Raw genomic sequence first — 21,856 nt, 5'->3', positions numbered from 1 at the left:
GATCACCCACAGCGGTCGGCTCTTCACAGCCGGTACCACGATCGTCGGCGCCGAGCGGGCCGAACGGCTGCGGCGCGATCCTGCATGCGGGAGAATCGATCGCACCGCAGTCGCGGCGGCGTTGACCGTCGCGATGATCGCACCGCCGTGGGGTACCCCCCGGTGCTAGCCGAGTCGCTGGCAGAGTGTCCCGTCGAGTCGGAACCCGTCCGGGGGCGGGTTGCCCGTGCCGAAGGTGCCCTGCAGGCCGAAGCTGGCCGTACCACCCTGCGGCAGGGTGCCGTTCCAGGACACGTTGCGGGCGGTGACGGTGGCGCCGGCCTGGGTCACCTGCGCGTTCCAGGCGTTGGTGACCCGCTGGTCGGCGGCGAAGGACCAGGTCAACGTCCAGCCGTTCCGGGCCGCGCCCCGGTTGGTGATCCGCACCTCGGCGGTGAACCCGCCGGTCCACTGGTTGGCCGCCCAGGAGACCTCACAGGCACCCGGCTGGGTGGTCGGCGGTGGCGTGGTGGGTGGTGGCGTCGGCGGCGTGGTGGTGGGCGGCGTGGTGGTGGGCGGCGGCGTGGTGTCGCGGGGCGGGAAACGCAGGATACGGTCGTCGGTCGCCGCCGGTGAGCCGCGCCCGTCCCGGTTGCTGGTGGCCACCCAGAGCCAGCCGTCCGGGCCGTACTCGACGGTGCGCAACCGCCCGTACGTGCCGACCAGTTCGGCGACCGGGGTGCCGACGCCACCGTCGCCGGTCAGCGGCACGTTCCACAGGCGGGTGCCACGCAGGGCGGCCACGTAGAGCCGGTTGCCGGCGACCGCCGCGCCACTGGGCGAGGACTGCGCGGTCGACCAGACGACGAGCGGGTCCCGGAACCGGGGGTCGTTGCCCCGCCCCTCCACCGTCGGCCAGCCGTAGTTGCCGCCGGCGACGATCAGGTTCACCTCGTCCCAGGTGTTCTGCCCGAACTCGCTGGCGTACAGCCGGCCCTGGGCGTCCCAGGTCAGCCCCTGCACGTTGCGGTGGCCGAGGCTGTAGACGAGCGAGCCGGGGGTGGGGTTGTCCGACGGGACCGAGCCGTCCGGGCGCAGCCGCAGGATCTTGCCGTTGCGGCTGGCCGGATCCTGGGCGGTGGCGGTCTGTCCGGCGTCGCCGACCCCGGCGTAGAGCATGCCGTCGGGCCCGAAGGCGATCCGGCCGCCGTTGTGGATGGTGGACCGGGCCAGCCCGGTGAGGACCGGCTGCTGGGTCTGCGGCGAGGCGAGCCGGAACCGGACGATCCGGTTGTCCGTGGCGGTGGTCAGGTAGACGTAGACGTAGCTGTCCTGGGCGTACGTCGGGGAGACCGCGAGGCCGAGCAGGCCGCCCTCGCCGGCGGCGGCCACCCCGGAGATCTGGGCCACCTGCTCCGGGGCCTGTCCGGGGCGGACCCGCTGGACCTGCCCGGAGTTGCGCAACGCCACCAGGGCGCTGCCGTCGGGCAGGAAGTCCATGCCCCAGGGCACCGTCAGCCCGGTGGCGACCACCTGCGGGCGGGTCAGGTCGAAGTCACCGACCGCCGCCACGGCCACCGGGGGCGGATCGGGATCGGCCACCCCGGCCAGCGCACCGGCGCCGAACCCGCTCACCACGACGCCTGCCGCCAGCGCCGCCACCAGCATCGACCGTATCCGCATCACACGCACCTCCAGTTATCGACCAACGCCAATCTATCGGTCGGTGGCGGAATACGCACCGTTGCCGGGGCGCTCGCGGGGCCCTGCTCGTCGGGCGGGGCGGCGGCCCTCAGCGGCCGACCGTACGGGCCCGCAGGACCAGCAGCAGTTCGAAGCGGATGGCCGGGTCGTCGAGCTCGTCGCCGTACAGGTCACGCAGGCGCCGGAGCCGGTAGCTGACCGTCTGCGGGTGGACGAAGAGCTCGGTGGCCACCTCGGTCCGCGACCCCCAGTGCCGCAGCCAACCGTCCAGGGTGACCAGCAGGCTCTCCCGCTGCACCGGGCGGAGAGCGGCCAGCGGCGCCAGCCGGCGGTCGGTGAGCAGCGCCAACGCTCCCGGCTCGCCCCGCAACGCCAGGTCGACCAGATGATCGTCGACGAAGACCGGCCCGGCGCCGGGATCAGCCAGGCCGGCGGTCAGCTCGCGGCCAGACCCACTCAGGCCGGTGGTGAGTTCCGCGAGGCGTACCGCCGCCGGCACCCGGGACCAGGCGAGGGTGGGTCCCACCACCGCCGCGCGCCCGGCCAGGGCCTCGGACAGCGCGGCCCGGGTGGCCCAGGGGCCGGCCCGCAGCAGCAGCACCGCGTCGTGGACCCGTTCGACCACCAGACCGTGGGTGCCGTGCCGGAACCGGGCGTCGCGGGCCTGCTCCGCCGGCAGCAGCACCGGTACCACCTCGTCGAGGTCGGGCCAGCCGATCCGGGCCGCCGCGGTCTCCACGGCGCCGGGCAGGGCGTTGCCGCTCAGCAGCAGCTCGGCCAGGTGCCGCCGACGCCGGTCGCCCTCACCTGCCTGTTCCCGCACCTGTAGGGCGTACCCGTCGGTGCTCGCGGCGGCCAGCTCGTCGACGTACGCGGTGATCGCGTCGGCGAGGTCGATCAGCTCACCGCTGTCGACGGGCCGCAACCGGGCCAGCGCCTCGGAGGTCATCCGGAGCATCGAGCGCGCCGCCATCCGCAGCGCGGCCAGCAGCGCCTCCGGCCCCCGGTCCTCGCGGGCCTCGGCGGCGCCCAGCCCGACGAAGACCTCGCGGATGCCCGGCGGCAGCGCCGGCTCGTCGGTGCCGACCAGATCGAGGAAGCGGTCCAGGGCGACCTGGACGGCGGTCCGCACGTCCCGCTCGAACTTGGCATCGGAGATGGCGGCGAAGGCCGGCGTCGCCCCGGCGGCGGCCACCGCGACCGCCCCCACCGTCGCGGCCAGCCGGGGACGCATCGCGACGGCCAGGTCCACGGGTAGGTCCCGCCAGGGGGTCGCCGACGGACTCATCCGCCGATTTTGTCACGCGGTGACAATTTCGGCGGCGAATGTCGCTGCCCCGGGGACGGTGCTCCGCACCCGGGTCCGCGCGACCATGGACCCACCGGGCAGCGACCCACCCGGGCCCGTGGCCGACCGAGCGAGGAGCGTCCCCCGTGCAGCACCGCACATCCCGCCAGCACGTCGTCGACATGTGCCGGACGATGCTCGACCGGGGCTACCTCAAGGCGACCGAGGGCAACGTCTCGGTCCGGGTGCCCGGCCACCGGCTGTACGCGGTGACCCCGAGCAACTACGACTACGACCGGATGCGGGTGGAGGACGTCTGCATCGTCGACTTCGCCGGCCGGCACGTGCCCGACGGCTCCGACGTCGCGCTGAAGCCGTCGATCGAGTGCGGCATGCACGCCAACATCTACCGGCAGCGGCCGGACGTCAACGCGATCGTGCACACCCACCAGCCGTACGCCTCGGCGCTGGCGGTGCTCCGCAAGCCGATCCCGGCGCTCAGCGACGAGCAGGTACGGTTCCTGGGCCGGCAGGTCGCGATCATCGACTACGCGCCGTCGGGCACCGGGCTGCTGGCCCGCAACGTGCAGAAGAAGGTCGCCGGCGGGGACAACGCCTTCATCATCGCCAACCACGGGATCGTCGCCCTGGGCACCGACGGCGACCGGGCGGTGTTCAACATGGCACTGCTGGAGAAGGTCTCCATCGCCTACCTGCTCGCGCTGACCACCGAGTCCGGCCGGGTGCACACCATCCCGGCCGCGATCCGCGAGATCGCCTTCGGCAAGCTGCGGGCGGACGAGAAGCGGATCGCCGCACAGCTGACCGAGGCGGTCGAGCCGGTACGGGTACCCGCCGACGAGCCCCTGCCCAGCGCCGACGCCAAAGCCGCCGAGATCGCCACCGGCGATCACCAGGCCACCGAGATCGCCGGAGGCGATCAGCAGGCAGCCGGGACCGCTGCGGGCGAGGCCGTCGGGACCGCGGCGGCCGGGGGTGCGGAGGCCGCCCGGCTCGGCTACGCCATCAGCGAGTATCCCGACGTGCCGGACGTCATGCGGCGGCTCAAGGCGCTGGTCGCCCAGCCGGTACGCGGGCTGCGCCACGACGCGCAGCTCGACGTGCTCGACTACTTCACCACCCGCTGCCGGGCCAGCCGGGCGATCACCGATCGCGCCAAGCGCCGCATCCCCGGCGGCGTCCAGCACAACCTGGCCTTCAACTATCCGTTTCCGCTGGCCATCGAGCGGGCCGACGGGGCGTACCTGGTCGACCGGGACGGCAACACCTACATCGACTTCCTGCAGGCCGGTGGGCCGACGATCCTGGGCAGCAACTACGCCCCGGTGAACGAGCGGGTCGCCGAGGTGGTCCGCGAGTCCGGGCCGGTGACCGGCATGTTCCACGAGTACGAACTCAAGCTCGCCGAGATCATCCACCGGTACCTGCCGCACGTGGAGATGTACCGCTCGCTGGGCTCGGGCACCGAGGCGGTGATGGCCGCCGTACGCGGGGCCCGCGCCTTCACCGGCAAGAAGATGGTGATCAAGGTCGGTGGGGCGTACCACGGCTGGTCGGACACGATGGTGTACGGGCTGCGGGTGCCCGGCACGTACCGGATGAACGCCAAGGGCATCCCGTTCGGGGCGACCAGCCGGACCCGGGAGGCTTTCCCGCACGACCTGGGTCAGCTGCGGCGCAAACTGATCGAGAACCGGGCCCGGGGCGGCACGGCGGCGGTCATCGTCGAGCCGGTCGGCCCGGAGTCCGGCACCCGGCCGGTGCCGCGCGACTTCAACGCCCGGGTCCGGCAGCTCTGCGACGAGTTCGGCGCGCTGCTGATCTTCGACGAGGTGGTCACCGGCTTCCGGCTCGGGCTCGGCGGGGCGGCCGGGTACTTCGGCGTCACCCCCGACCTGACCGTGCTGGGCAAGGCGGTCTCCGGCGGCTACCCGATGGCCGGCGGGGTGGGCGGTCGGGCCGACGTGATGGCGGTCTTCGGCTCCGGGCTGGACGGCAAGAGCGGGGCGCACATCCAGGTCGGCGGGACGTTGTCGGCCAATCCGCTCTCCTGCGCGGCCGGCTACTTCGCCATCGAGGAGATGGCCCGGACCAACGCCCCGGTGATCGCCGGGCGGGCCGGTGACCGGCTGACCCGGGGCCTGCAACGGCTGATCGACTCCTACGGCCTGCCGTACGTGGCGTACAACCAGGGGTCCATCGTGCACCTGGAGTGCAGCGGGGTCATGCTGCTGGACATGCGCAACCCGGTGAAGCTGCTTCGGGAGAACAAGGCCCGCAAGCGGTTGATGGAGCAGATGAGCGCGGCGTACGCCGCACACGGCATCATCACCCTGGCCGGTTCCCGGATGTACACCTCGATGGCCGACACCGACGAGGTCATCGACGACGCCCTCGCCCGGTTCGACCGGGTGTTCGCGCTGGTCGAAGGGGTCTGATCCGGTGGGCGGTACGGCACCGCAGGTCCTCGCGATCGACCTGGGCACCTCGGGGATGAAGGCCGCCCTGGTCGCCGCCGACGGCACCGTCACCGGCTGGGCGGAACGGGCGCTGCGCCTGCGGGTGCTCCCCGGTGGCGGGGCGGAGCAGGACCCGGCGGACTGGTGGACCGCGCTCGGGCAGGTCGTCGCCGACCTGGGTCGGGCGCACCCCGACGCGCTGCGGGCGGTCGACACGGTCTGCGCGTCGACCCAGGGCGAGGGGACCATCGCCGTGGACGCCGCCGGCGAGCCGTTGACGCCCTGCATCAGCTGGTTGGACATGCGCGGCGCGGCGCACCTGCGTCGGCAGTTCGGCGGCTTCCCGGCGTACCAGGGATTCTCGGTGCGGCGGATCGCCCGCTGGCTGCGGCTCACCGGCGGGATGCCCTCGCCGAGCGGCAAGGACCCGGCCGCGCACATGCTCTTCGTCCGCGACGAGCTGCCGGCGGTCTACGAGCGGACGGCGTCCTTCCTCAACGTGTTGGACTGGATCAACCTGAAGCTGACCGGGCGTACGGTGGCCACCGTCGACTCGATCCTGACCTCCTGGGTGACCGACAACCGGCGGCCCGGCGACATCCGTTACGCCCCGGCGCTGGTCGCCGACTGCGGCATCGACGCGGCCAAGCTGCCCCCGATCGTGGCCTGCACCGAGGTGATCGGCACCCTCTGCCCGGCCGCCGCCGCGCACCTGGGGCTGCCCCGGTCGGTACGGGTGGTGGCCGGTGCCGTCGACACCTCGGCGGCGGCGGTCGGCGCGGGCACCACCGGCGACCGCCAACCGCACCTGTACCTCGGCACCTCGTCGTGGATCGCCGCCCACGTGCCGACGAAGAAGACCGACGTACGGGCCGGGATCGCGGCGGTGCCGTGCGCCGTGCCCGACCGGTACCTGATGACCGCCCTGCAGGCCACCGCCGGGGCGAACCTGACCTGGCTGCGGGACAAGGTGGTGGAGTACGACGACCCGCTGCTCGGCGCGGGACACGTCGACCGCGACGAGGGTTCGATCTTCGACGCGTTCGACGCGATCATCCCGGGGGTGCCACCGGGGGCCAACGGCGTCTTCTACACCCCCTGGCTCTACGGCGAGCGGGCCCCTGTCGACGACCCGGACCTGCGCGCCGGCTTCTTCAACATCTCGCTGGACACCAACCGCTCGGACCTGCTGCGGGCGGTCTTCGAGGGGGTGGCGCTGAACACCCGCTGGGTGGCCGGCGCGGTGGACCGGTTCCTCGGCACGCCGGTCACCTCGATGGCGGTCACCGGTGGCGGGGCCCTGTCCGACTCGTGGTGCCAGATCTTCGCCGACGTGCTCGGCGTCGAGATCCGCCGGGACGCCCAGCCGCTCGCGGTGAACGTCCGGGGCGCGGGCTGGATCGGCGCGGTCGGCACCGGCCGGGTCGACTTCGCCGACCTGCCCGAGCTGATGCGCAACGACCGGGTCTTCGAGCCCGACCCCACCCACCGGGCCACCTACACCGAGCTCTTCGCCGTCTACCGGCAGCTGCACCGCCAGCTGGCCCCCGTCTACCGGCGACTCAACCGCCGCTAGCCGCCGGTGTGGCTGGGACGGCGACGCCCCAGGTGGAGCCGAGCCACCGCCGCCCCCGAGCGGGGCCGAGCCGCCGACGCCCCAGGTGGGGCCGAGACGTCGACGCCCCCCGGGCGGTGCCGGGACGTGAGAACCTAACGGCGACGCGCTCCTCCTTCCGTCTGCGCGCTGACCCTCCACAAGGGAGCCGACGATGTCCCGTCCGGTGCGGACCCTGAACCGCCTGTTCGTGCTCACCCTCACCCTCGGTGCCACCGTGGTGGTCGCCCCGACCGCCGGCGCGACCAGCACCGCCAGCGCGAGCACCGCTGGCGGCGCGACCACCACCGCCAGCACGACCACCACCGCCAGCCCGACCACCACCGCCGGCACGAGCACCGCTGGCGGCGCGACCACCACCGCCAGCCCGACCACCACCGCCGGCGCGACCGACACGACCGGCGCGATGTCCGCTGTCACGCGGCGGCTGGCCGCCGTCCAGACCGACTGGACGCCGGTGCCGGGTCCGATGCGGCCCGGGTCCGCGCCGGAGACGGTGACCTACGGCGGCGACCGGTTCGTCTTCACCACCACCGGCCTCGGCAGGGTACGGATGAACCGGCAGTCCGTGACGGAGCAGACCTGGGCGGGCTGGACGACCGTGCCGGGCCGGCCGGGTGCCAGGTCGACGCCGACGGCCGAGGTCTACGGTGGCCAGTTGCGGCTCTTCGTCCGCGCCGGTGCCGGCCAGCTGCTCACCACCGGCTACGACCTGTCGACCGGAAGCTGGTCGGGCTGGACGGCGGTGCCCGGGGCGGCCGGGGCGCGCTCGGCACCCGCGACTGCGGTCTACGGCGGGGCATTGCACGTCTTCGTCCGCACCGCCGACGACGCCGTGCGGACCGCCCGCTACCAGCTCAGCAGCGACACCTGGTCGACCTGGAGCACCGTACCGGGCACCGCGAACGCCCGTTCCGCACCGGCGACCGCGGTCTACGGCGGCGACCTGCACGTCTTCGTCCGCACCGCCGACCGCGCCGTACGGACCGCCCGCTACCAGCTCAGCAGCGACACCTGGTCGACCTGGAGCACCGTGCCCGGCACGGCGAAGGCCGGCTCCGCGCCCACCGCCACGGTCTACGGCGGCTCCCTGCACCTGCTGGTCCGCTCCGCCGGCACGCTGCGCACCACCCGGTACTCGCTGTCGACCGGCCAGTGGTCGGGCTGGACCACCCTCGCGGGGACCCCCCGGGTCACCTCCGCCCCCGGCTCCGGCGGAGGCGGCGTGATCGTCGTTCGTGGCCCGGGACTCCGGATCTACCAAGGCCAGCTCCCGCTCTGAACGGGCCCCGCTTTGGGGAGATCTGTGGTCGCCCTGGCGACCACAGATCTCCCCAAAGTCCTCGACTGATTACGCCGCCAGATCGGGTGGCGACTCTTGCGCGAGCGGTCAGGGCGCTCCGGTGGGGCAGTTGTTGCTGGTCCGCCGGACGGTGTACTCACGGTCGTCGTGGGTGATGCCCGACGGCGTACCGTCGAAGTGGGTTTCCACCTTCTCCCAGCCCCGGCGCTGCTCGTAGTGCAGGTGCGGAGCCCCGGAGTTGCCGGTGCTGCCGACCTTGCCGAGCTGCTCGCCCTGGGCGACCCGCTGGCCGACCTCGACCAGCGGCGGTTCGAGCAGGTGCAGGTACTGCGTCTCCCACCGGCCACCGTGGTCGATCTTGACCCAGTACCCACCGCCCCGGCCGCGCGGGCCGTCCGGGTTCTCCGGGGTACGACCACCCAGCGACCCGTTGATGCCCGCCTCGGTGACCCGTCCTTCGGCGGAGGCGAGCACCGGCCGTCCCCACGCCTCGCCCTCGGTGGGGAACAGGTCGACGTCGTAGTCGTCGTGTCCCGGGTAGGTGCCGAGCTGCCAGGTTTCGCCGCAGGCGACGGGGAGTTGGAAGAGCGGACGCGGGCCCGGCGCCAGCAGCCTCGGCACCACCACCACGGCGATCCCGGCCAGCGCCGCGACCACGGCGAGCGCGAGCAGGACGCGGACGATGCGGTTGCCACCGGGGCGGCGGGGGCGCGGTCTGCTGGGGCGGCTCGTCACCGTCGGAAGCATGGCAGACGCCGGCCGACGACCGCCACCCGCGCGGTCACGGTCCCGCCGGAAGCCGCAGCAACGCCGCACAGCCGGTGGCGCGAAGCCCACCGCACAACCGCCAGCGCGGAACCCGCCGCACAGCCGTCGGCGCGGAACCCGCCGGACAGTCGGTGGCGCGGAACCCGCCGCAAAGCCGGTGGCCGCGGCCCGGGTGGGGCGGCGACCACCGGCACCGGTCAGGGTCGGCGGGGCCGGCGGGTGAGCGCGAAACCGACGACGCCGGCCACGGCGGCCAGCACACCGCCGACCGCGGTCCAGATCCACCGGGAGCCGAGCTTCGGCAGCGTCGGCAGCCAGCCGAAGTACCCGTCGTCGTCCTCCTCGACCGCCTGCGCGGTCGGCTCGGCGTCGAGCACCGTGCCGGCGTTGGTGTTCGGCACCAGGGGCGCCTTCAACTCACCGTCGTCGCGGGACTCCGAGCCGTCCGCGCTTACCAGCAACTCCACCTCGACGGGCAGGCCCAGGTCGACCTCGGGCAGGTCGGCGGCGGACAACCGGACGTAGTACGTGCCCGGCAGCGGGTCGGCCGACCAGGGCTCCGCCCAGGAGCGCACCTGACGCAGGGTGCAGCCGAGTGACACCGTACCGGCGGTGGCGTCGACGGTGGGGGTCTGCGCGCCGGCCGTGCAGGACTGCCGGCGGCGCAGCCCGTCGAAGACCTCCACCGTCCAGGTCGACGCGCCGCTGCGGGACTTCGGGAACGACACGCTCGCGCTGATCTGGTGCCGGTCACCGGCGGCGGCCGGGAACGACCAGTACAGGTAGTCGCCGGTGGCGGCCCCCAACCGGGCCGGCTGCCCGGCGGCGACCCCGACGGCGGTCAGGAAGGAGGTGCCCGCCCGGGTCACCGGGGTGGCCCCCGGCGACGGCGTGGGCGCGGCGGCCAGCACCGGCACTCCGGCCTGGACCGGCGCGGCGGCCAGCACCGGCACTCCGGCCTGGACCGGCGCGGCGGCCAGGACCGGACCGGACGCCAGGACCGGACCGGACGCCAGGACCGGACCGGACGCCAGGACCGGACCGGACGCCAGGACCGGACCGGCGGCCAGGGCCGGGGTGGCGGTGAGCAGGGTCAGGCCGGCGGCGGCCAGCACCGCGCCGGCGCGGATCGTCGGGGTACTCATCGGGTCTCCCTCCACGTGCCCACCCACCAGCGGGTCAGCAGACCGGCGAGCAGGCCGGTGATCAGGCCGGCCACGGTCAGCAGCACCAGCAGCACCCAGCCGCGACCGAGGTCCGGGGCGGTCGGGGCCGGCGACGCGGCGACCACGTCCACGGTCAACTCGACAGGCAGGCCGGGGTCGGCCTCGGTGCCCGGTCGGGGAGCGAAGGCGTTGCTCACCACCAGGCAGACCGTGGTCGCCTCGACGGCGGTGGAGGCCTGCGGCGTCGGGGACGGCCCGTCCGCCGGCTCCTCCCCCGCCGACCAGCGCAGGCCGGCGGAGACCACGTCGGTACGGCCACTGCCGGCGTCCACCCCGCGGACCAGTTCCCGCCCGTCGGTGGCGGTGGCCCGCAACAGCACCCCGTAGTCGGGGTTGACCGGGCGGTCCAGCCCCACGCTCACCGAGGCGCGCAGCTCCTGGCCGGGCCGGACCGGCACCCGGTACCAGCGGTGCTCGGAGAACTTCTCCCGGTCGCTGTAGACGCCGGGGCCCAGCAGCGGTGCGCCGTCGCAGACGGACCGGCCGCCGACCACGGTGGGTGCCGCCGTGTACGTGTCCTTGGCCCGGTCGACCAGTTGCTTGATCCGGCCGGTCAGCTCCTCGGCGCTCTGCGCGGCGGTGTACGTGCCACCGGTGGCCGTGGCGATGCAGAGCAGCTGTCGGCGTACCTTCTCGTCGGGGGCCAGGCCGAGGGTGTCGACCACCAGTTTCGTACCCTGGGCGGCCAGTTCCCGGGCGACGTCGCACGGGTCCGGCGGGGCGCAGGTGTCCTCCCCGTCGGTGATCAGCACGATCCGCCGGGCGGTGGTGCCGGTGCCGAGGTCCTCGGCGGCCGAGCGCAGGGCCAGCCCGACCGGGGTGAAGCCGGTCGGTTTCAGGTCCGCCACGGCGGCCTTGGCCCGCGCCCGGTCGACCGGGCCGACCGGCACGATCTGCTGGGTGTCGCGGCAGCCCTGCTTCTTGTCGTTGCCCTGGTAGGTCGCGCCGAGGACCCGGATGCCGAGCTGGGTCTCCTCGGGCAGCGCGTCGACCACCTCGTTGAACGCCTGCTGCGCCACCGAGATCCGGCTGCGCCCGTCGATGTCCTTGGCCCGCATCGACCCGCTGACGTCGAGCACCAGCTCGACCTTGGGCGGTTCGGCCACCGGTTCCTGCGCGGCGAGCACCGGCACCGGACCGGTCAACACGGTCGCCGCCAGCAGTCCGATGAGGACGACCGCCGATCGTCTCTTGTTGATCACCGGGCGGAGTGTAGGCGTCCTCCACTTCGGAAGGTCGACCGGGTGGGCCGACAGACAGGAACCGCGGGAACGGCCGCGCTGCTCAGGCGCTCTCCCGGGCGAAGACCCGCGCGCCCACGCTCAGGCAGACCACCGCCAGGAGCCCGGCCACCGCCACCCCGGACCAGAGCTGCACCGTGCCGTACTGGCCGTAGAGGGCCGAACGCATCGCGTCGACGACGTACCGGAAGGGGGTGACCAGGGAGATCGCGTCCAGCCAGCCGGGGGCCAGCCGCATCGGCAGCACCACGCCGGAGAGCAGCATCAACGGCACCATCACCGCGTTCAGCATCGGGGCCAGCGCCTCCTCCCGGCGCAGCAGCAGCCCCAGGGTGTACGAGCCGGCGGAGAGGCTGACCCCGAGCAGGGCCACCATGCCCAGTACGATCGCCAGTCCGGTGGCCGAGGCGCGCAGCCCGAAGGCGAAGCTGGCAGTGAGCAGCACCACGGCCTGGGCCAGCAGCACCACCACGTCCCGCAGGACCCGGCCGACGAGCAGCGCGTACCGGCTGACCGGGGTGACCCGCATCCGTTCGATCACCCCGGCCCGGACGTCGGCGATGATGCCGAGCCCGACGAAGCCGGCACCGAAGAGGCCGAGCTGGATCAGCAGTCCCGGTACGAAGAGCTGCCAGGAGTTGCCGGTAGGTGAGCCGCCGCCCCCGTTGATCGTGATCCGCTCCAGCAGCGGGCCGAGGAAGGCGAGGTAGAGCGCGGGCTGGGTCAGTCCGATGATCAACCAGGCCGGATCGCGCATGGCCAGTCGGGTCTGCCGGACGAAGATGAGCATCGTGTCACGCAGGAAGTTCACGGGCGGCACTCCTCAGAGGGTCGGGGCGGGGCGGGTCACCGGGGTGCGTCGGGGGTCGGCTCCCGCAGCGACCGACCGGTCAGGCCGAGGAAGACGTCGTCGAGGGTGGGCCGGGAGATCTGCACCGACAGTGCGGCGATGCCGGCGGCGTCGAGCACCCGCAGCAGCGGCAGCAGCGCCTGCTCCCCGGCGGTGTCCAGGGCGAGCCGCAGGGTCCGCCCGGTCACCGTGAGGTCGCCGATGCCCGGTTCGGCGGCGAGCAGCTTGGCGGCCCGCTCGGCGTCGCCGTCCACGCTCACCGTCACCACGTCGCCGCCGACGCGTCGCTTCAGCTCCTCGGGGCTGCCGTCGGCGACGATCCGGCCGTCGTCGATGACCAGGAGCCGGTCGCAGAGCGCGTCGGCCTCGTCGAGGTAGTGGGTGGTCAGGAAGACGGTGGTGGCCAGGTCGTCGCGCAGTCGCCGGACGTGGTCCCAGAGGTTGGCGCGGCTCTGCGGGTCCAGGCCGACGGTCGGCTCGTCGAGGAAGAGCAGCCGGGGCTCGTGGACCAGCCCGAGGGCCAGGTCGAGCCGGCGGCGTTGACCACCGGAGAGGGTACGGATCTGCCGCCGTTCCAGGCCGGTCAGGTCGAGTTGCCGGACCAGCAGGCCGGCCCGCCGGGTGGCCTCGGCCCGGGAGAAGCGGTAGAGCCGGGCCTGCAGCACCAGCTCCTCCAGGACCAGGCTGGTCCCGTCGGTGCCGCCGGACTGGGCTACGTAGCCGGTGTTGCGGCGGACCTGCGCCGCGCCGCGTACCAGGTCGTGGCCGGCGACGACGGCCCGACCCGAGGTGGGCCGCAGCAGGGTGGTGAGCATCCGCAGGGTGGTGGTCTTGCCGGCGCCGTTGGGCCCGAGGAAGCCGACGATCTCGCCGGTGGCGACCTGGAAGCTGAGCCCGCGGACGGCGTCCACGGTGGCGTGCGCGGCCTGGAAGGTACGGGCCAGTCCGTCGGCCTCGATCATGGGCACGGCTGCTCTCCTTGTCGACGTGGGGGCGGTCCCGGCGGGACGACGGGCCGGTGCGGTGGTCCCCGCGGGACCACGGGCCGGTGCGGTGGTCACGGGGCGGCCACCACCTGGGCGGCGTAGCAGAGGCCCGCGCCGAAGCCCAGCAGCAGGATCGGCGCCCCGGAGGGCACCGTCCCGGCGTGCACCATCCGGGACAGCGCCAACGGCACGGAGGCGCCACCGGTGTTGCCGGCGTGCACCACGTCGGTGGCGACGGTGGCCCGGGGCAGGTCCAGCCGACGCGCGATCGCCTCGATGATCCGCAGGTTCGCCTGGTGCGGGACGAAGCCGAGCAGCTCGTCGGTGCGTACCCCGGCCCGTTGGCAGGCCTGCTCGATGACGCCGAAGAGTTCGTTGGTGGCCCACCAGAACACCCGGTTGCCGTCCTGGGTCAGGTAAGAGTGCCGGTCCGGGATGCGGATCCGGTCGGCCAGTTCGCCGACGCTGCCCCACACCACCGGACCGATCCCGGCCGGCCGGGCGGTGCCGGTGACCGGTCCGACCACGGCCGCACCGGCCCCGTCGCCGAAGAGGATGCAGGTGCTGCGGTCGGTCCAGTCCACCCAGGCGGACATCTTCTCCGCGCCGACGACCAGGGCGTACCGCGACGAGCCGGCGCGTACCGCGTCGCTGGCCAGGGCGAGGGCGTACCCGAAACCGGCGCAGCCGGCGTTGACGTCGAACGCGCCGGGCGCGCGGACGCCCAGCCGGTGGGCGACCCGGCCGGCGGTGTTGGGCATGCTGCTCTCCGCGGTGGTGGTGGCCACCACCACCAGGTCGATCTCGGCGGGTTGCCGGCCGCTGTGCGCCAGCGCCTTGCCGGCGGCGGCCACCGCCAGGTCGACCACGCTCTCGTCCGGTTCGGCGATCGACCGGCTGACGATCCCGACCCGGGTACGGATCCACTCGTCGCTGCTGTCCAGCCGCTGCGCCAGCTCGTGGTTGGTCACCACCCGGGCGGGCTGGTGGTGGCCCAGCCCGAGCAGCCGGGTCGCCGGGACCGTCGGGGACACGTTCATGGCAGTGGACCTCCGGCCGCAGCGGCGAGCGCGACCGCGATCGCCAGGTTGTGCTTGTGGGTGATGGAGACGCTCACCTGGTCGATGCCGCAGTCGCGGGCCACCGCGCGGGCCGAGCCGCGCAGTTCGACCTCGGGTGCGCCGGTCGGTGCCCGGGTGACCGCGATGTCGCTGGGGCGTACCCCCTGGAACAGGCCGCGGCCGAGGACCTTGAGTACGGCCTCCTTGGCCACGAACCGACCGGCCAGGAACTCGGTGCGCCGGGCGGGTCCCAGCGCGTCGGCCAGCCGCAGTTCGGCGGCGGCGAAGACGAACCGTTCCAGGCGTCGCCGGCCGAGCAGCCGGTCGAGCGCGTCGACGGCGATCAGGTCCACCCCGAGCCGCATCAGTCGGCCCGCCCCGGCGTGGCGGAACCCTCGGCGGAGCCGCTGGCGGAGCCCGCAGCAGAGTCCTCGGCGGAGCCGTCGGCCGGGTCGTCGGCGGGGCCGTCGGCGGGGAAGAAGTTGCCGCGCAGCAGCCCCTGGAACACGCCCCGCCGGTGGATGTTGCCGGTGCCCTCCATGAACTCGAAGGCCCGCACGTCCCGGTAGGTCTTCTCCAGCCAGGGGTGCTCCCGCAGCGAGGCCGGGCCGAGCAGGTCGGCGGCGAGCAGCGTGGCCTCCTCGGCCAGCCGGGCGGCGCTCATCTTGGTGGCGCCGATCCGGTGGGCGTTGGCGGCACCCGCGTCCACCTCGGCGGCGGCGGCGTAGACCAGCCGGCGGACCCGCATCGAACGGTCGATCAGGTCGTCCAGCCGGGCCCGGTCGCCGCCGCCGAGCCGGGGCCGGTGCTCCAGCACGTAGTCGCAGACGGCGTGGGTGACCCCGACGGCGAGCGCGGCGACGCTGGGCCGGAACCAGAGCAGGGTACGCAGCGCCCCGTGCAACCCCCGGCGGCTGCGCGGGCGGCCGGCACCGAGCAGCCGGTCGGGTGGGATGTACATGCCGTCGAGGCGGATCCGGCTGATCCGGGAGCCGCGCAGCCCCACCAGGGGCAGCAGCTCGGCGTGCCAGCCGGCGTCGGCGGTGTCGACGAGCACCGCCTCGATGCCCCACGGTCCCGGGGCCCGTCGGCACAGCACCACCCCGAGCTGGGCCCGTGCCCCGTTGCCGATGTAGGTCTTCTCCCCGGTGAGCAGCCAGCCCACCCCGTCCGGGGCGGGGGTCAGGGTGGTCTCCAGTTCGGCGGCGGCGGAGCCCTTGCCCGGTTCGGTCAGCCCGAAGAAGGTCCAGGTGGGGCGCTCGGCGAGCCGGCCGTAGAACCAGGCCTGCTGGGCGTCGTCGGCCAGCGCCCGGACGGCGGCGCTGGACAGCGACGGGCCGGGGCTGGCCAGGACCATGCCGGTGTCGCCGTAGGCCAGCCGCTCGGCGACCAGCGCCCAGGAGACGCAGGAGACCCCGGAGACGGCGCGGGCCAACCGGGCGTCGCCACCGCGGCGGTACTCCGCCGGCATCAGCACGTGGTTCTGCAACGCGACCGCCGGCAGGTCCAGGTGCTCGGCGATGGCGTCCGGGTCCCGGTCCAGCACCATGCCGGGGGCCCGCAGCGCGGCGGCGATGTCCCGGCAGTACGCGTTGAGCAGCGCGGTCTCCGCGTCGGTGGGGTCCCGCTCGGTGAGCGCGGCCACCGGCCCCCAGTCACCCATGGTCGTCCACCGACCCGGGGTGCAGGTACGCGTTGCCGAGCAGCTCGACCAGGTGCAGGTCGCCACCGGGGCCGTCGGCGAGCATGCTGGTGGCCCCGAGCAGTCGCAGCAGCCGGCGACCGGTGGCGGTCAGCCGCTGGTGGCGGGCCCAACGCAGCCGGGCCGGGTCGGCGGCGGGGATCTCGCAGCGCAGCCCGCTCTCGCGCAGCTCCACGGCGATGTCGGCGAGTTGGGCCTGCAGCTGTGGCTTCGCCAGCAGGCTGGCACCCTCGCTGTGCCGGCCGTCCAGGTGTCGCACGGCGTGGTCCAGGGTGGTCCGCAGGATGGCGTGTTGCAGGTCGAGCAAGCGCTCGCCGAGCGGCTCGGCGTCGGTACCGGGCAGCTGGTGCCCGGCGGCGCGCAGCCGGTCGAGCAGGTCCGGATGGTGGGCGGTCACGGGTGCTCCCTTGCCGGTGGTGGGGGTGCCGCCGTCTGCTGGGTGAGGATGGCGACCTGGGTCTGGTCGTGGCGGGGGTCGGTGTCGCAGAGCACGAGGGTGTGGTGGCGCTGCGCCCAGTCCCGCTGGCAGCGCAGCAGTTCCCGCCAGAGGCTGGTGCAGTACGACCCGGGTGCGACCCGGTGCCGGGCGACCCCGGTGACGTCGGTGTCGGCGGGGTCGGTCCACGGGCCGGTCACCAGCAGCGCCCGCGCGGCGACCGGGGCGGGCAGCAGCCGGCGCAGCAGCGCACCGGTCGCCGCGCCGGAGGGGGCCGTGTGCAGCCCGTCCACGGTCCACCGGCCGGTGCGGTCGAAGACCATCAGCACGCCGGAGTCGAGCAGGTCGTGGGCGTGCGCGAAGGGTTCCCGGTAGGCGAACGTGGTCTGTTCCAGCACGAACAGCGCCAGGCTGTCGCAGCGGCCCGACCGGGCGTACGCGTTGGCCACGCGCAGCGCGGTGAAGGGCGCGGCCAGCCCCTGCTCGGAGACGGCGAAGCTGCGCGAGGTGTCGCCGAAGCCGTGGTTGAGATGCGAGGCGACCGTCTTGAGGGGATGCAGGTCGGGCAGCGCGTAGGCGAGAATCAGCAGGTCGGGGCTGGCGACCGGGTCCGGGGTGGCGGCCAGGGCCCGCTCGGCGAGGTCGACGAAGGGCACGTTGCGCCCCTGCCGGGCCAGCTCCTCGTCGACCTCGTCGCCGTAGGGCCGCAACAGGTCCCGGTAGAACCGGATGATGTCGTCGTCGAGCGCGTACGGCCCGGTCTCGCCCAGCACCGCCGCGCCGGTCCGCAGGGCCAGGGTCATCGTCGCGCCCCTCAGACCGGGGTGCTCTGCTGCCGCCCGACGAAGTCGGCGAGCGCACCGACGGTCGGGTAGGCGGCGAGGCTCAGCGAGTCGGGATCGAACCGGACCCCGAGCTGCTCCTCGATCGCCATGAGCAGCTCCAGGTGGGACATCGAGTCGAGGTCGATCTCCTCGACCAGCCGCGAGTCGACGGTGATGACGGGCAGGCCGGTCGGCATCACCTCGGCCAGGCAGCGGGCGATGACCTCGACCAGTTCACTGTGCTTCATCTGGCTGTCCTTTCGACGACCGTGGTCCGGCTCAGACCGGTACCTCACTGACCTGCTCCACCGAGTCGGTGAGGGTGCCGAGGGTGCGGAAGTCGTCCATCTTCAGCGCCTCCATGTCGAACTCGACGTCGACGGCCTCCTCCACGGCCATCAGCAGTTCGAGGATGGTGGTGGAGTCCAGGTGCAGGTCCTCGAAGAGCCGGGTCTGCTCGTCGAGGTCGGGCAGGGGGCGCTGCAGCACGTCCTGCAGGCAGCCGGAGATGGCGGTGACGAGTTCGGCACGGTTCACGGTGCGGTCCTTTCCGGGGTGGCCCAGAGCTGGTCGGGGTCGAGACGGTCGGGGTCGAGCGGGGGCACGAGCTGTTGCCTGCCGAGCAGGTCGGCGACGGTGTCGCGGTGGCGGACCAGGTGCGCCTCGCCGTCGAGGACGAGCACCTCGGCCGGGTAGCCGTGGCTGAGGAAGAGCACCGGCGAGGCGGTCGGGCCGTACGCGCCGGAGCGTTCCACGCCGATCAGGTCACCCGGGGCGACCGGCGGCAGCGCGACGTTGCGCCCGAGCACGTCCTCCGGGGTGCAGAGCGGTCCGGTGAGGGTGTACCGCTCGGTGGCCGGGGCGTCGGGGTGGCTCAGGGACCGGATCGGGAAGTTCCGTTTGACGAAGCTGCCGACGCCGATGGCGGCCATGTGGTGGTTCATCCCACCGTCGGTGATCACGAACTGCTGCCCACGGGACTGTTTCACCGACCGGGCCCGCACCAGGTAGGTGCCGCTGCGGGCGGTCAGGTACCGGCCCAGTTCCATGATGATCCGGCAGTCGGGGTGCGCGGCACGGAAGTCGGTCACCGCCGCGTTGACCCCGGTCAGCAGCTCGGCCAGGTCGAGGTCGGTCTCCTGGTCGAAGTAGGCCACCCCGAGGCCGCCGCCGACGTCGACCTCCCGCAGCGGGAAGCCGATGGCGGTGGCCAACTCGGTCGCGGCGGCCAGCGCGCCCCGGGTGTTGTGGACGATGTCGGCGGCGTCGAGGATCCGGGTGCCCATGTAGACGTGGATGCCGGCCAGCTCCACGTGCCGCAGCCCGCGCAGCACCGTACCGGCGGTGCGCAGGGTCTCCTGGTCGGTGCCGAATTGGCGGGGTTTGCCGCCCATGGCCAGTCGGGAGCCCTTGGTGGTGAAGTCCGGGTTGACCCGCAGCAGCACCCGGGTGCGGCCGGGGCGGCTGAGCGCGTCGACCGCCGCGACCTCGTCCAGCGACTCGCAGACCACGGCCCGGATGCCCAGCTCGACGGCGAGGCGCAGCTCCTCGGCGGACTTGCCCGGCCCGAGCATGATGATCTCCTCAGGCCGGGCGCCGGCCCACCGGGCGGTGGCCAGCTCCGCCAGCGAGGAGACCTCCATGCCGGCACCCATCGCGCGCAGCAGCGCGGTGACGCTGACGTTCGGGTTGGCCTTCAGCGAGTAGAACAGGTCCACCGCCGGGTGCAGGCCGGCCCGCAGTTCGGTGTACGCCTCCCGCAGCGATCCGCCGTCGTAGACGTACGTCGGGGTGCCGAAGCGGTGGGCGATCTCCTCGACCGGTACGCCGCCGAGGTGGGGTTCGGGGGTCATCGATTCTCCTGGTGGTTGAGCGGGGCCAGGGCGGCCGTGACGGCGGCGTCGAGGTCGGCCAGCCGCGGCGCGTCGGCGGCGAAGAGCATCAGGTGCAGCCGCCCGTCGAACGGGGGCCGGACGTGGTCGGCCTCGGCGTTGACCGTGGCGAAGCAGGTCACCACCACCCGCCCGGACGGCACGTCGGCACCGCCCGACGCGGTGGCACCGCCCGGTGCCGACGCTGCGGTGGCACCGCCCGGTGCGGCGGCACCGCCCGGTGCGGTGGCCGCGTCCGGTCCGGTGGCCGCGGCGGGTGCGGGGCCGAGCAGTGGGCCGAGGGCGGCGCGGACGGCCGCGAACGGCAGCGGAGCGGCCAGCCGCAACGGGTAGTGCCGGGCCAGCACGACCTGACCCGCCGTGGCGTACCGCTCGGCCACCCCGCCCTGGTACGTCGACATGTTGAGCCGGGCGTTGATCTCCAACACCGGGTACAGCACCCCGTCGGTGTCGATGATCGCGTCGACGCCGGCCACCCCGGTGAACCCGTCGGCGAAGAGCCGTCGGCCGACCGCCTGCGCGGCCTGCTCCACCTCGGCCAGGTGGGCGGGGCCCAGGTCGGCCGGGAAGGTGTGCCCCTGGTGGACGCCGCCGCGGGTGTGCGCCCGCTTGACGAAGTCGAGGCTGACCCCGCCGGTACGGCCGATGGTGAGCTGGTAGTTGAGGTCGGCCGCGCGGGGCAGCCACCGCTCCACCACGACGGCCAGCCGGTCGTCGCCGGTGCGGCGGGCCCGCCGGGTCACCATGGTCAGCAGCCGGTCGGCCTTGGCCGCGCTGTCCAGCACCACCAGCCCCTTGCCGGAGACACCGTAGGCGTCCTTGACCACCAGCGCGCCACCGGTCCCACCGTCGGTCGGCAGGTCCCCCCGGTACGCCGACAGCGCCCCGGCCAGCTCGCCGACGGACTCCACGCAGGTGCCGGGCACCGGACGCAGGCCCAGCTCGGCGGCGATCCGCCGACTGTAGATCTTGCTGTTGACCGCCTCGAAGACCGCCGCGTCTCCCACCGCGAGCGGCAGCCCGGCCACCTCGGCGAGCTTCTGTTCGGCCACCGACACCCCCATCGGCAGCAGCCGGGCGCCGTCCTGGCCCAGCCGGGCCAGGTGCCGCAGGTCGGCCGGCGAGTCCAACAGCGCCTCGGTGGTCGACCGGTCGGCGGCGACCTGGGCGGGGGTGCGCACCGTCGGCAGCTCGAAGCCGGTCTCCTCCAGGTACGCCCGGTACTCCGGGTCCATCGGCCGGTGCAGCAGGACGGTGTCGGCCGGCCCGGCGAGCAGCACCCCCAGTTCGTCCATCCGGGTCACCACCGGGGCCGGGGCGCGACCGGTGAGCGCCGGCAGCCCGACGTGGTGGGCGGCCCACTGCTCCTCCACCTCGAAGTTGCAGAGGAAGACCAGGGGGGTCCGGCCGTCGCCGGTGAGGGCCAGTTTGAGGGCGTGCAGGTAGCGACTCATCGGGGACTCCGTTGCGGGTGTCAGCTGTTTTCGACGACCATGGCCGCGTAGGTGGCACCGAGGCCGACCGAGGTCAGCAGGTACCGCCCGCCGGGGATCAGGCGTTGTTCGGCGCGCAGGGTGGCCAGGTTGACGAACGGGTCGGAGCAGAAGCAGTGCCCGTACCGTTCGACGTTGTCCAGGTAGACCTGTTTGCGGTCGATGCCGAGGTCGGGCAGGGCACGCAGCCACGACGAGACGTTCACGTTGTGCGGCACGATCAGTTCGATGTCTGCCATCGCGACGCCGGCCTCGGCCAGGCACTCGTGGATCACCTCGACCAGCCGCGGGACGTAGGTGTCGCTGAACTCGGTGCGCGAGGCGGGACTGGGCCGGAAGATGTCGGCGTGCTGGCCGTAGGTACGCACCACGTACGAGCGGACCCGCAGGCCGGCACCGGCCAGGCCGACCAGGCAGGCGGCGGCGGCCTCCCCCATGATGCTGGTGTTCTCCACCAGTTGGGCGATGCGGGAGAAGGTCTTCTCCCCGGTGAGCACCAGCGCCAGCGCCCCCGGCTCGTCGTCGGCGCGCAGCAGTTCCCCGGCCACGTCGACGGCGGCCAGCCCGGTGGCGCAGTTCTGCTGGGTGAGGGCGAAGGCGGCGGCCCGACGCAACCCGAGCTCCCGGGCGGCCAGCATCGCCACGTCCAGGTAGGACGGCGCCACGCTCTGGATGGTGTGCGCGAAGATCAGGTACCGGATGCGGTCCGGGTCGTCGACGTCGCGCAGCACGGCCCGCGCGGCGGGGGTGATCAGGTCCAGCAGCGGCAGCTCCGGATCCTCGCGCAGCAGCCGCTGGCCGTGCACCCGCCGGAACAGCCGGGTCTGGTGCCGGTTGAGGCCGAGCCCGCCGGCGACCTCCTCGACGGTGACCGACCGCTCGGGGGCGTACGTCTGCACGGCCTGCACCGTGGTCGCCGCAGCGGACTCCATGGCAGCCTGTCCCCTTTTCCCCTCGGCGGACGGGCAGGCATTGGCGCTGCTCGTTCCTGGCCCGGCCGACGCTACG

General features: G+C 73.7%; 20 protein-coding genes and 1 pseudogene. 3 read left to right on the top strand and 18 right to left on the bottom strand.

The genetic code is table 11. The features are described from left to right. Window positions 1-165 precede the first annotated feature (165 nt). The 3 genes and pseudogenes from GA0070617_RS32005 to GA0070617_RS10630 form a co-directional block, all read right to left on the bottom strand. On the bottom strand, window positions 166-588 hold the full coding sequence (locus tag GA0070617_RS32005) for a cellulose-binding domain-containing protein (RefSeq protein WP_280519282.1): 423 nt from the start codon (window positions 586-588) through the stop codon (window positions 166-168). Beyond that, window positions 583-1,662 (bottom strand): annotated as a pseudogene (locus GA0070617_RS10635) (PQQ-dependent sugar dehydrogenase); the annotation flags it as partial. The pseudogene GA0070617_RS10635 and the gene GA0070617_RS32005, both read right to left, overlap by 6 nt. 109 nt (window positions 1,663-1,771) lie before the next feature. Continuing rightward, entirely contained in the window at window positions 1,772-2,971 is a 1,200-nt protein-coding gene (locus tag GA0070617_RS10630; protein WP_091435982.1) for a PucR family transcriptional regulator, read from the bottom strand. 146 nt (window positions 2,972-3,117) lie between these two features. Between GA0070617_RS10630 and GA0070617_RS10625 the strand changes: the two genes are divergently transcribed. The 3 genes from GA0070617_RS10625 (at window position 3,118) to GA0070617_RS30500 (ending at window position 8,348) form a co-directional block, all read left to right on the top strand. Next, entirely contained in the window at window positions 3,118-5,430 is a 2,313-nt protein-coding gene (locus GA0070617_RS10625) for an aminotransferase class III-fold pyridoxal phosphate-dependent enzyme (protein WP_091435980.1), read from the top strand. 4 nt (window positions 5,431-5,434) lie between these two features. After that, complete coding sequence (locus tag GA0070617_RS10620) at window positions 5,435-7,027, top strand: xylulokinase (RefSeq protein ID WP_091435977.1); 1,593 nt, start codon at window positions 5,435-5,437, stop codon at window positions 7,025-7,027. Window positions 7,028-7,220: 193 nt separating this feature from the next. Next, window positions 7,221-8,348 (top strand): DUF8189 domain-containing protein, encoded by a 1,128-nt coding sequence (locus GA0070617_RS30500; protein WP_091435975.1) that lies wholly within the window; start codon window positions 7,221-7,223, stop codon window positions 8,346-8,348. 108 nt (window positions 8,349-8,456) lie between these two features. Here GA0070617_RS30500 and GA0070617_RS10610 read toward each other — a convergent pair whose 3' ends face one another. From GA0070617_RS10610 to GA0070617_RS10540, 15 genes are all read right to left on the bottom strand, one after another. Then, a complete protein-coding gene (locus tag GA0070617_RS10610) occupies window positions 8,457-9,116 on the bottom strand; it encodes a M23 family metallopeptidase (protein WP_091435973.1) in 660 nt (219 codons plus the stop codon). 218 nt (window positions 9,117-9,334) lie between these two features. Further along, on the bottom strand, window positions 9,335-10,282 hold the full coding sequence (locus tag GA0070617_RS10605) for a peptidase (RefSeq protein WP_229688320.1): 948 nt from the start codon (window positions 10,280-10,282) through the stop codon (window positions 9,335-9,337). After that, window positions 10,279-11,565: a VWA domain-containing protein gene (locus GA0070617_RS10600; protein WP_091435971.1), complete on the bottom strand. Its 1,287-nt coding sequence runs from the start codon at window positions 11,563-11,565 to the stop codon at window positions 10,279-10,281. The genes GA0070617_RS10605 and GA0070617_RS10600 overlap by 4 nt, the downstream gene beginning before the upstream one ends. A gap of 82 nt (window positions 11,566-11,647) precedes the next feature. Beyond that, the gene (locus tag GA0070617_RS10595; RefSeq protein ID WP_091435969.1) at window positions 11,648-12,415 is read right to left on the bottom strand and encodes an ABC transporter permease; all 768 of its coding nucleotides are present in this window, start codon (window positions 12,413-12,415) and stop codon (window positions 11,648-11,650) included. Between the two features lie 35 nt (window positions 12,416-12,450). Beyond that, on the bottom strand, window positions 12,451-13,416 hold the full coding sequence (locus GA0070617_RS10590; RefSeq protein ID WP_091435966.1) for an ATP-binding cassette domain-containing protein: 966 nt from the start codon (window positions 13,414-13,416) through the stop codon (window positions 12,451-12,453). A gap of 95 nt (window positions 13,417-13,511) precedes the next feature. Beyond that, entirely contained in the window at window positions 13,512-14,480 is a 969-nt protein-coding gene (locus tag GA0070617_RS10585) for a beta-ketoacyl-ACP synthase III (RefSeq protein WP_091435963.1), read from the bottom strand. Continuing rightward, entirely contained in the window at window positions 14,477-14,866 is a 390-nt protein-coding gene (locus GA0070617_RS10580; protein WP_091435960.1) for a holo-ACP synthase, read from the bottom strand. The genes GA0070617_RS10585 and GA0070617_RS10580 overlap by 4 nt, the downstream gene beginning before the upstream one ends. Beyond that, window positions 14,866-16,164 carry an acyl-CoA dehydrogenase family protein gene (locus GA0070617_RS10575; protein WP_091435958.1) on the bottom strand — a complete coding sequence of 433 codons (1,299 nt, stop codon included), beginning with the start codon at window positions 16,162-16,164 and terminating at the stop codon, window positions 14,866-14,868. Before GA0070617_RS10575 ends, GA0070617_RS10580 begins: the two co-directional genes overlap by 1 nt. Continuing rightward, the gene (locus GA0070617_RS10570; RefSeq protein ID WP_091435955.1) at window positions 16,157-16,600 is read right to left on the bottom strand and encodes a hypothetical protein; all 444 of its coding nucleotides are present in this window, start codon (window positions 16,598-16,600) and stop codon (window positions 16,157-16,159) included. Before GA0070617_RS10570 ends, GA0070617_RS10575 begins: the two co-directional genes overlap by 8 nt. Beyond that, window positions 16,597-17,442 (bottom strand): hypothetical protein, encoded by an 846-nt coding sequence (locus GA0070617_RS10565; RefSeq protein ID WP_091435953.1) that lies wholly within the window; start codon window positions 17,440-17,442, stop codon window positions 16,597-16,599. The genes GA0070617_RS10570 and GA0070617_RS10565 overlap by 4 nt, the downstream gene beginning before the upstream one ends. A gap of 11 nt (window positions 17,443-17,453) precedes the next feature. Continuing rightward, complete coding sequence (locus GA0070617_RS10560) at window positions 17,454-17,711, bottom strand: acyl carrier protein (RefSeq protein WP_091435950.1); 258 nt, start codon at window positions 17,709-17,711, stop codon at window positions 17,454-17,456. Between the two features lie 31 nt (window positions 17,712-17,742). Continuing rightward, window positions 17,743-18,000: an acyl carrier protein gene (locus tag GA0070617_RS10555; RefSeq protein WP_091435948.1), complete on the bottom strand. Its 258-nt coding sequence runs from the start codon at window positions 17,998-18,000 to the stop codon at window positions 17,743-17,745. Next, a complete protein-coding gene (locus tag GA0070617_RS10550) occupies window positions 17,997-19,316 on the bottom strand; it encodes a type III PLP-dependent enzyme domain-containing protein (RefSeq protein WP_091435946.1) in 1,320 nt (439 codons plus the stop codon). The genes GA0070617_RS10555 and GA0070617_RS10550 overlap by 4 nt, the downstream gene beginning before the upstream one ends. Next, window positions 19,313-20,809 carry a preATP grasp domain-containing protein gene (locus tag GA0070617_RS10545; RefSeq protein WP_091435944.1) on the bottom strand — a complete coding sequence of 499 codons (1,497 nt, stop codon included), beginning with the start codon at window positions 20,807-20,809 and terminating at the stop codon, window positions 19,313-19,315. The genes GA0070617_RS10550 and GA0070617_RS10545 overlap by 4 nt, the downstream gene beginning before the upstream one ends. A gap of 20 nt (window positions 20,810-20,829) precedes the next feature. Continuing rightward, entirely contained in the window at window positions 20,830-21,780 is a 951-nt protein-coding gene (locus GA0070617_RS10540; protein ID WP_091435942.1) for a 3-oxoacyl-ACP synthase III family protein, read from the bottom strand. Between the last annotated feature and the right edge of the window lie 76 nt (window positions 21,781-21,856).

This window comes from Micromonospora yangpuensis, assembly GCF_900091615.1.
Lineage (GTDB): Bacteria > Actinomycetota > Actinomycetes > Mycobacteriales > Micromonosporaceae > Micromonospora > Micromonospora yangpuensis.
This window is presented reverse-complemented; position numbering and strand designations above follow the sequence as displayed.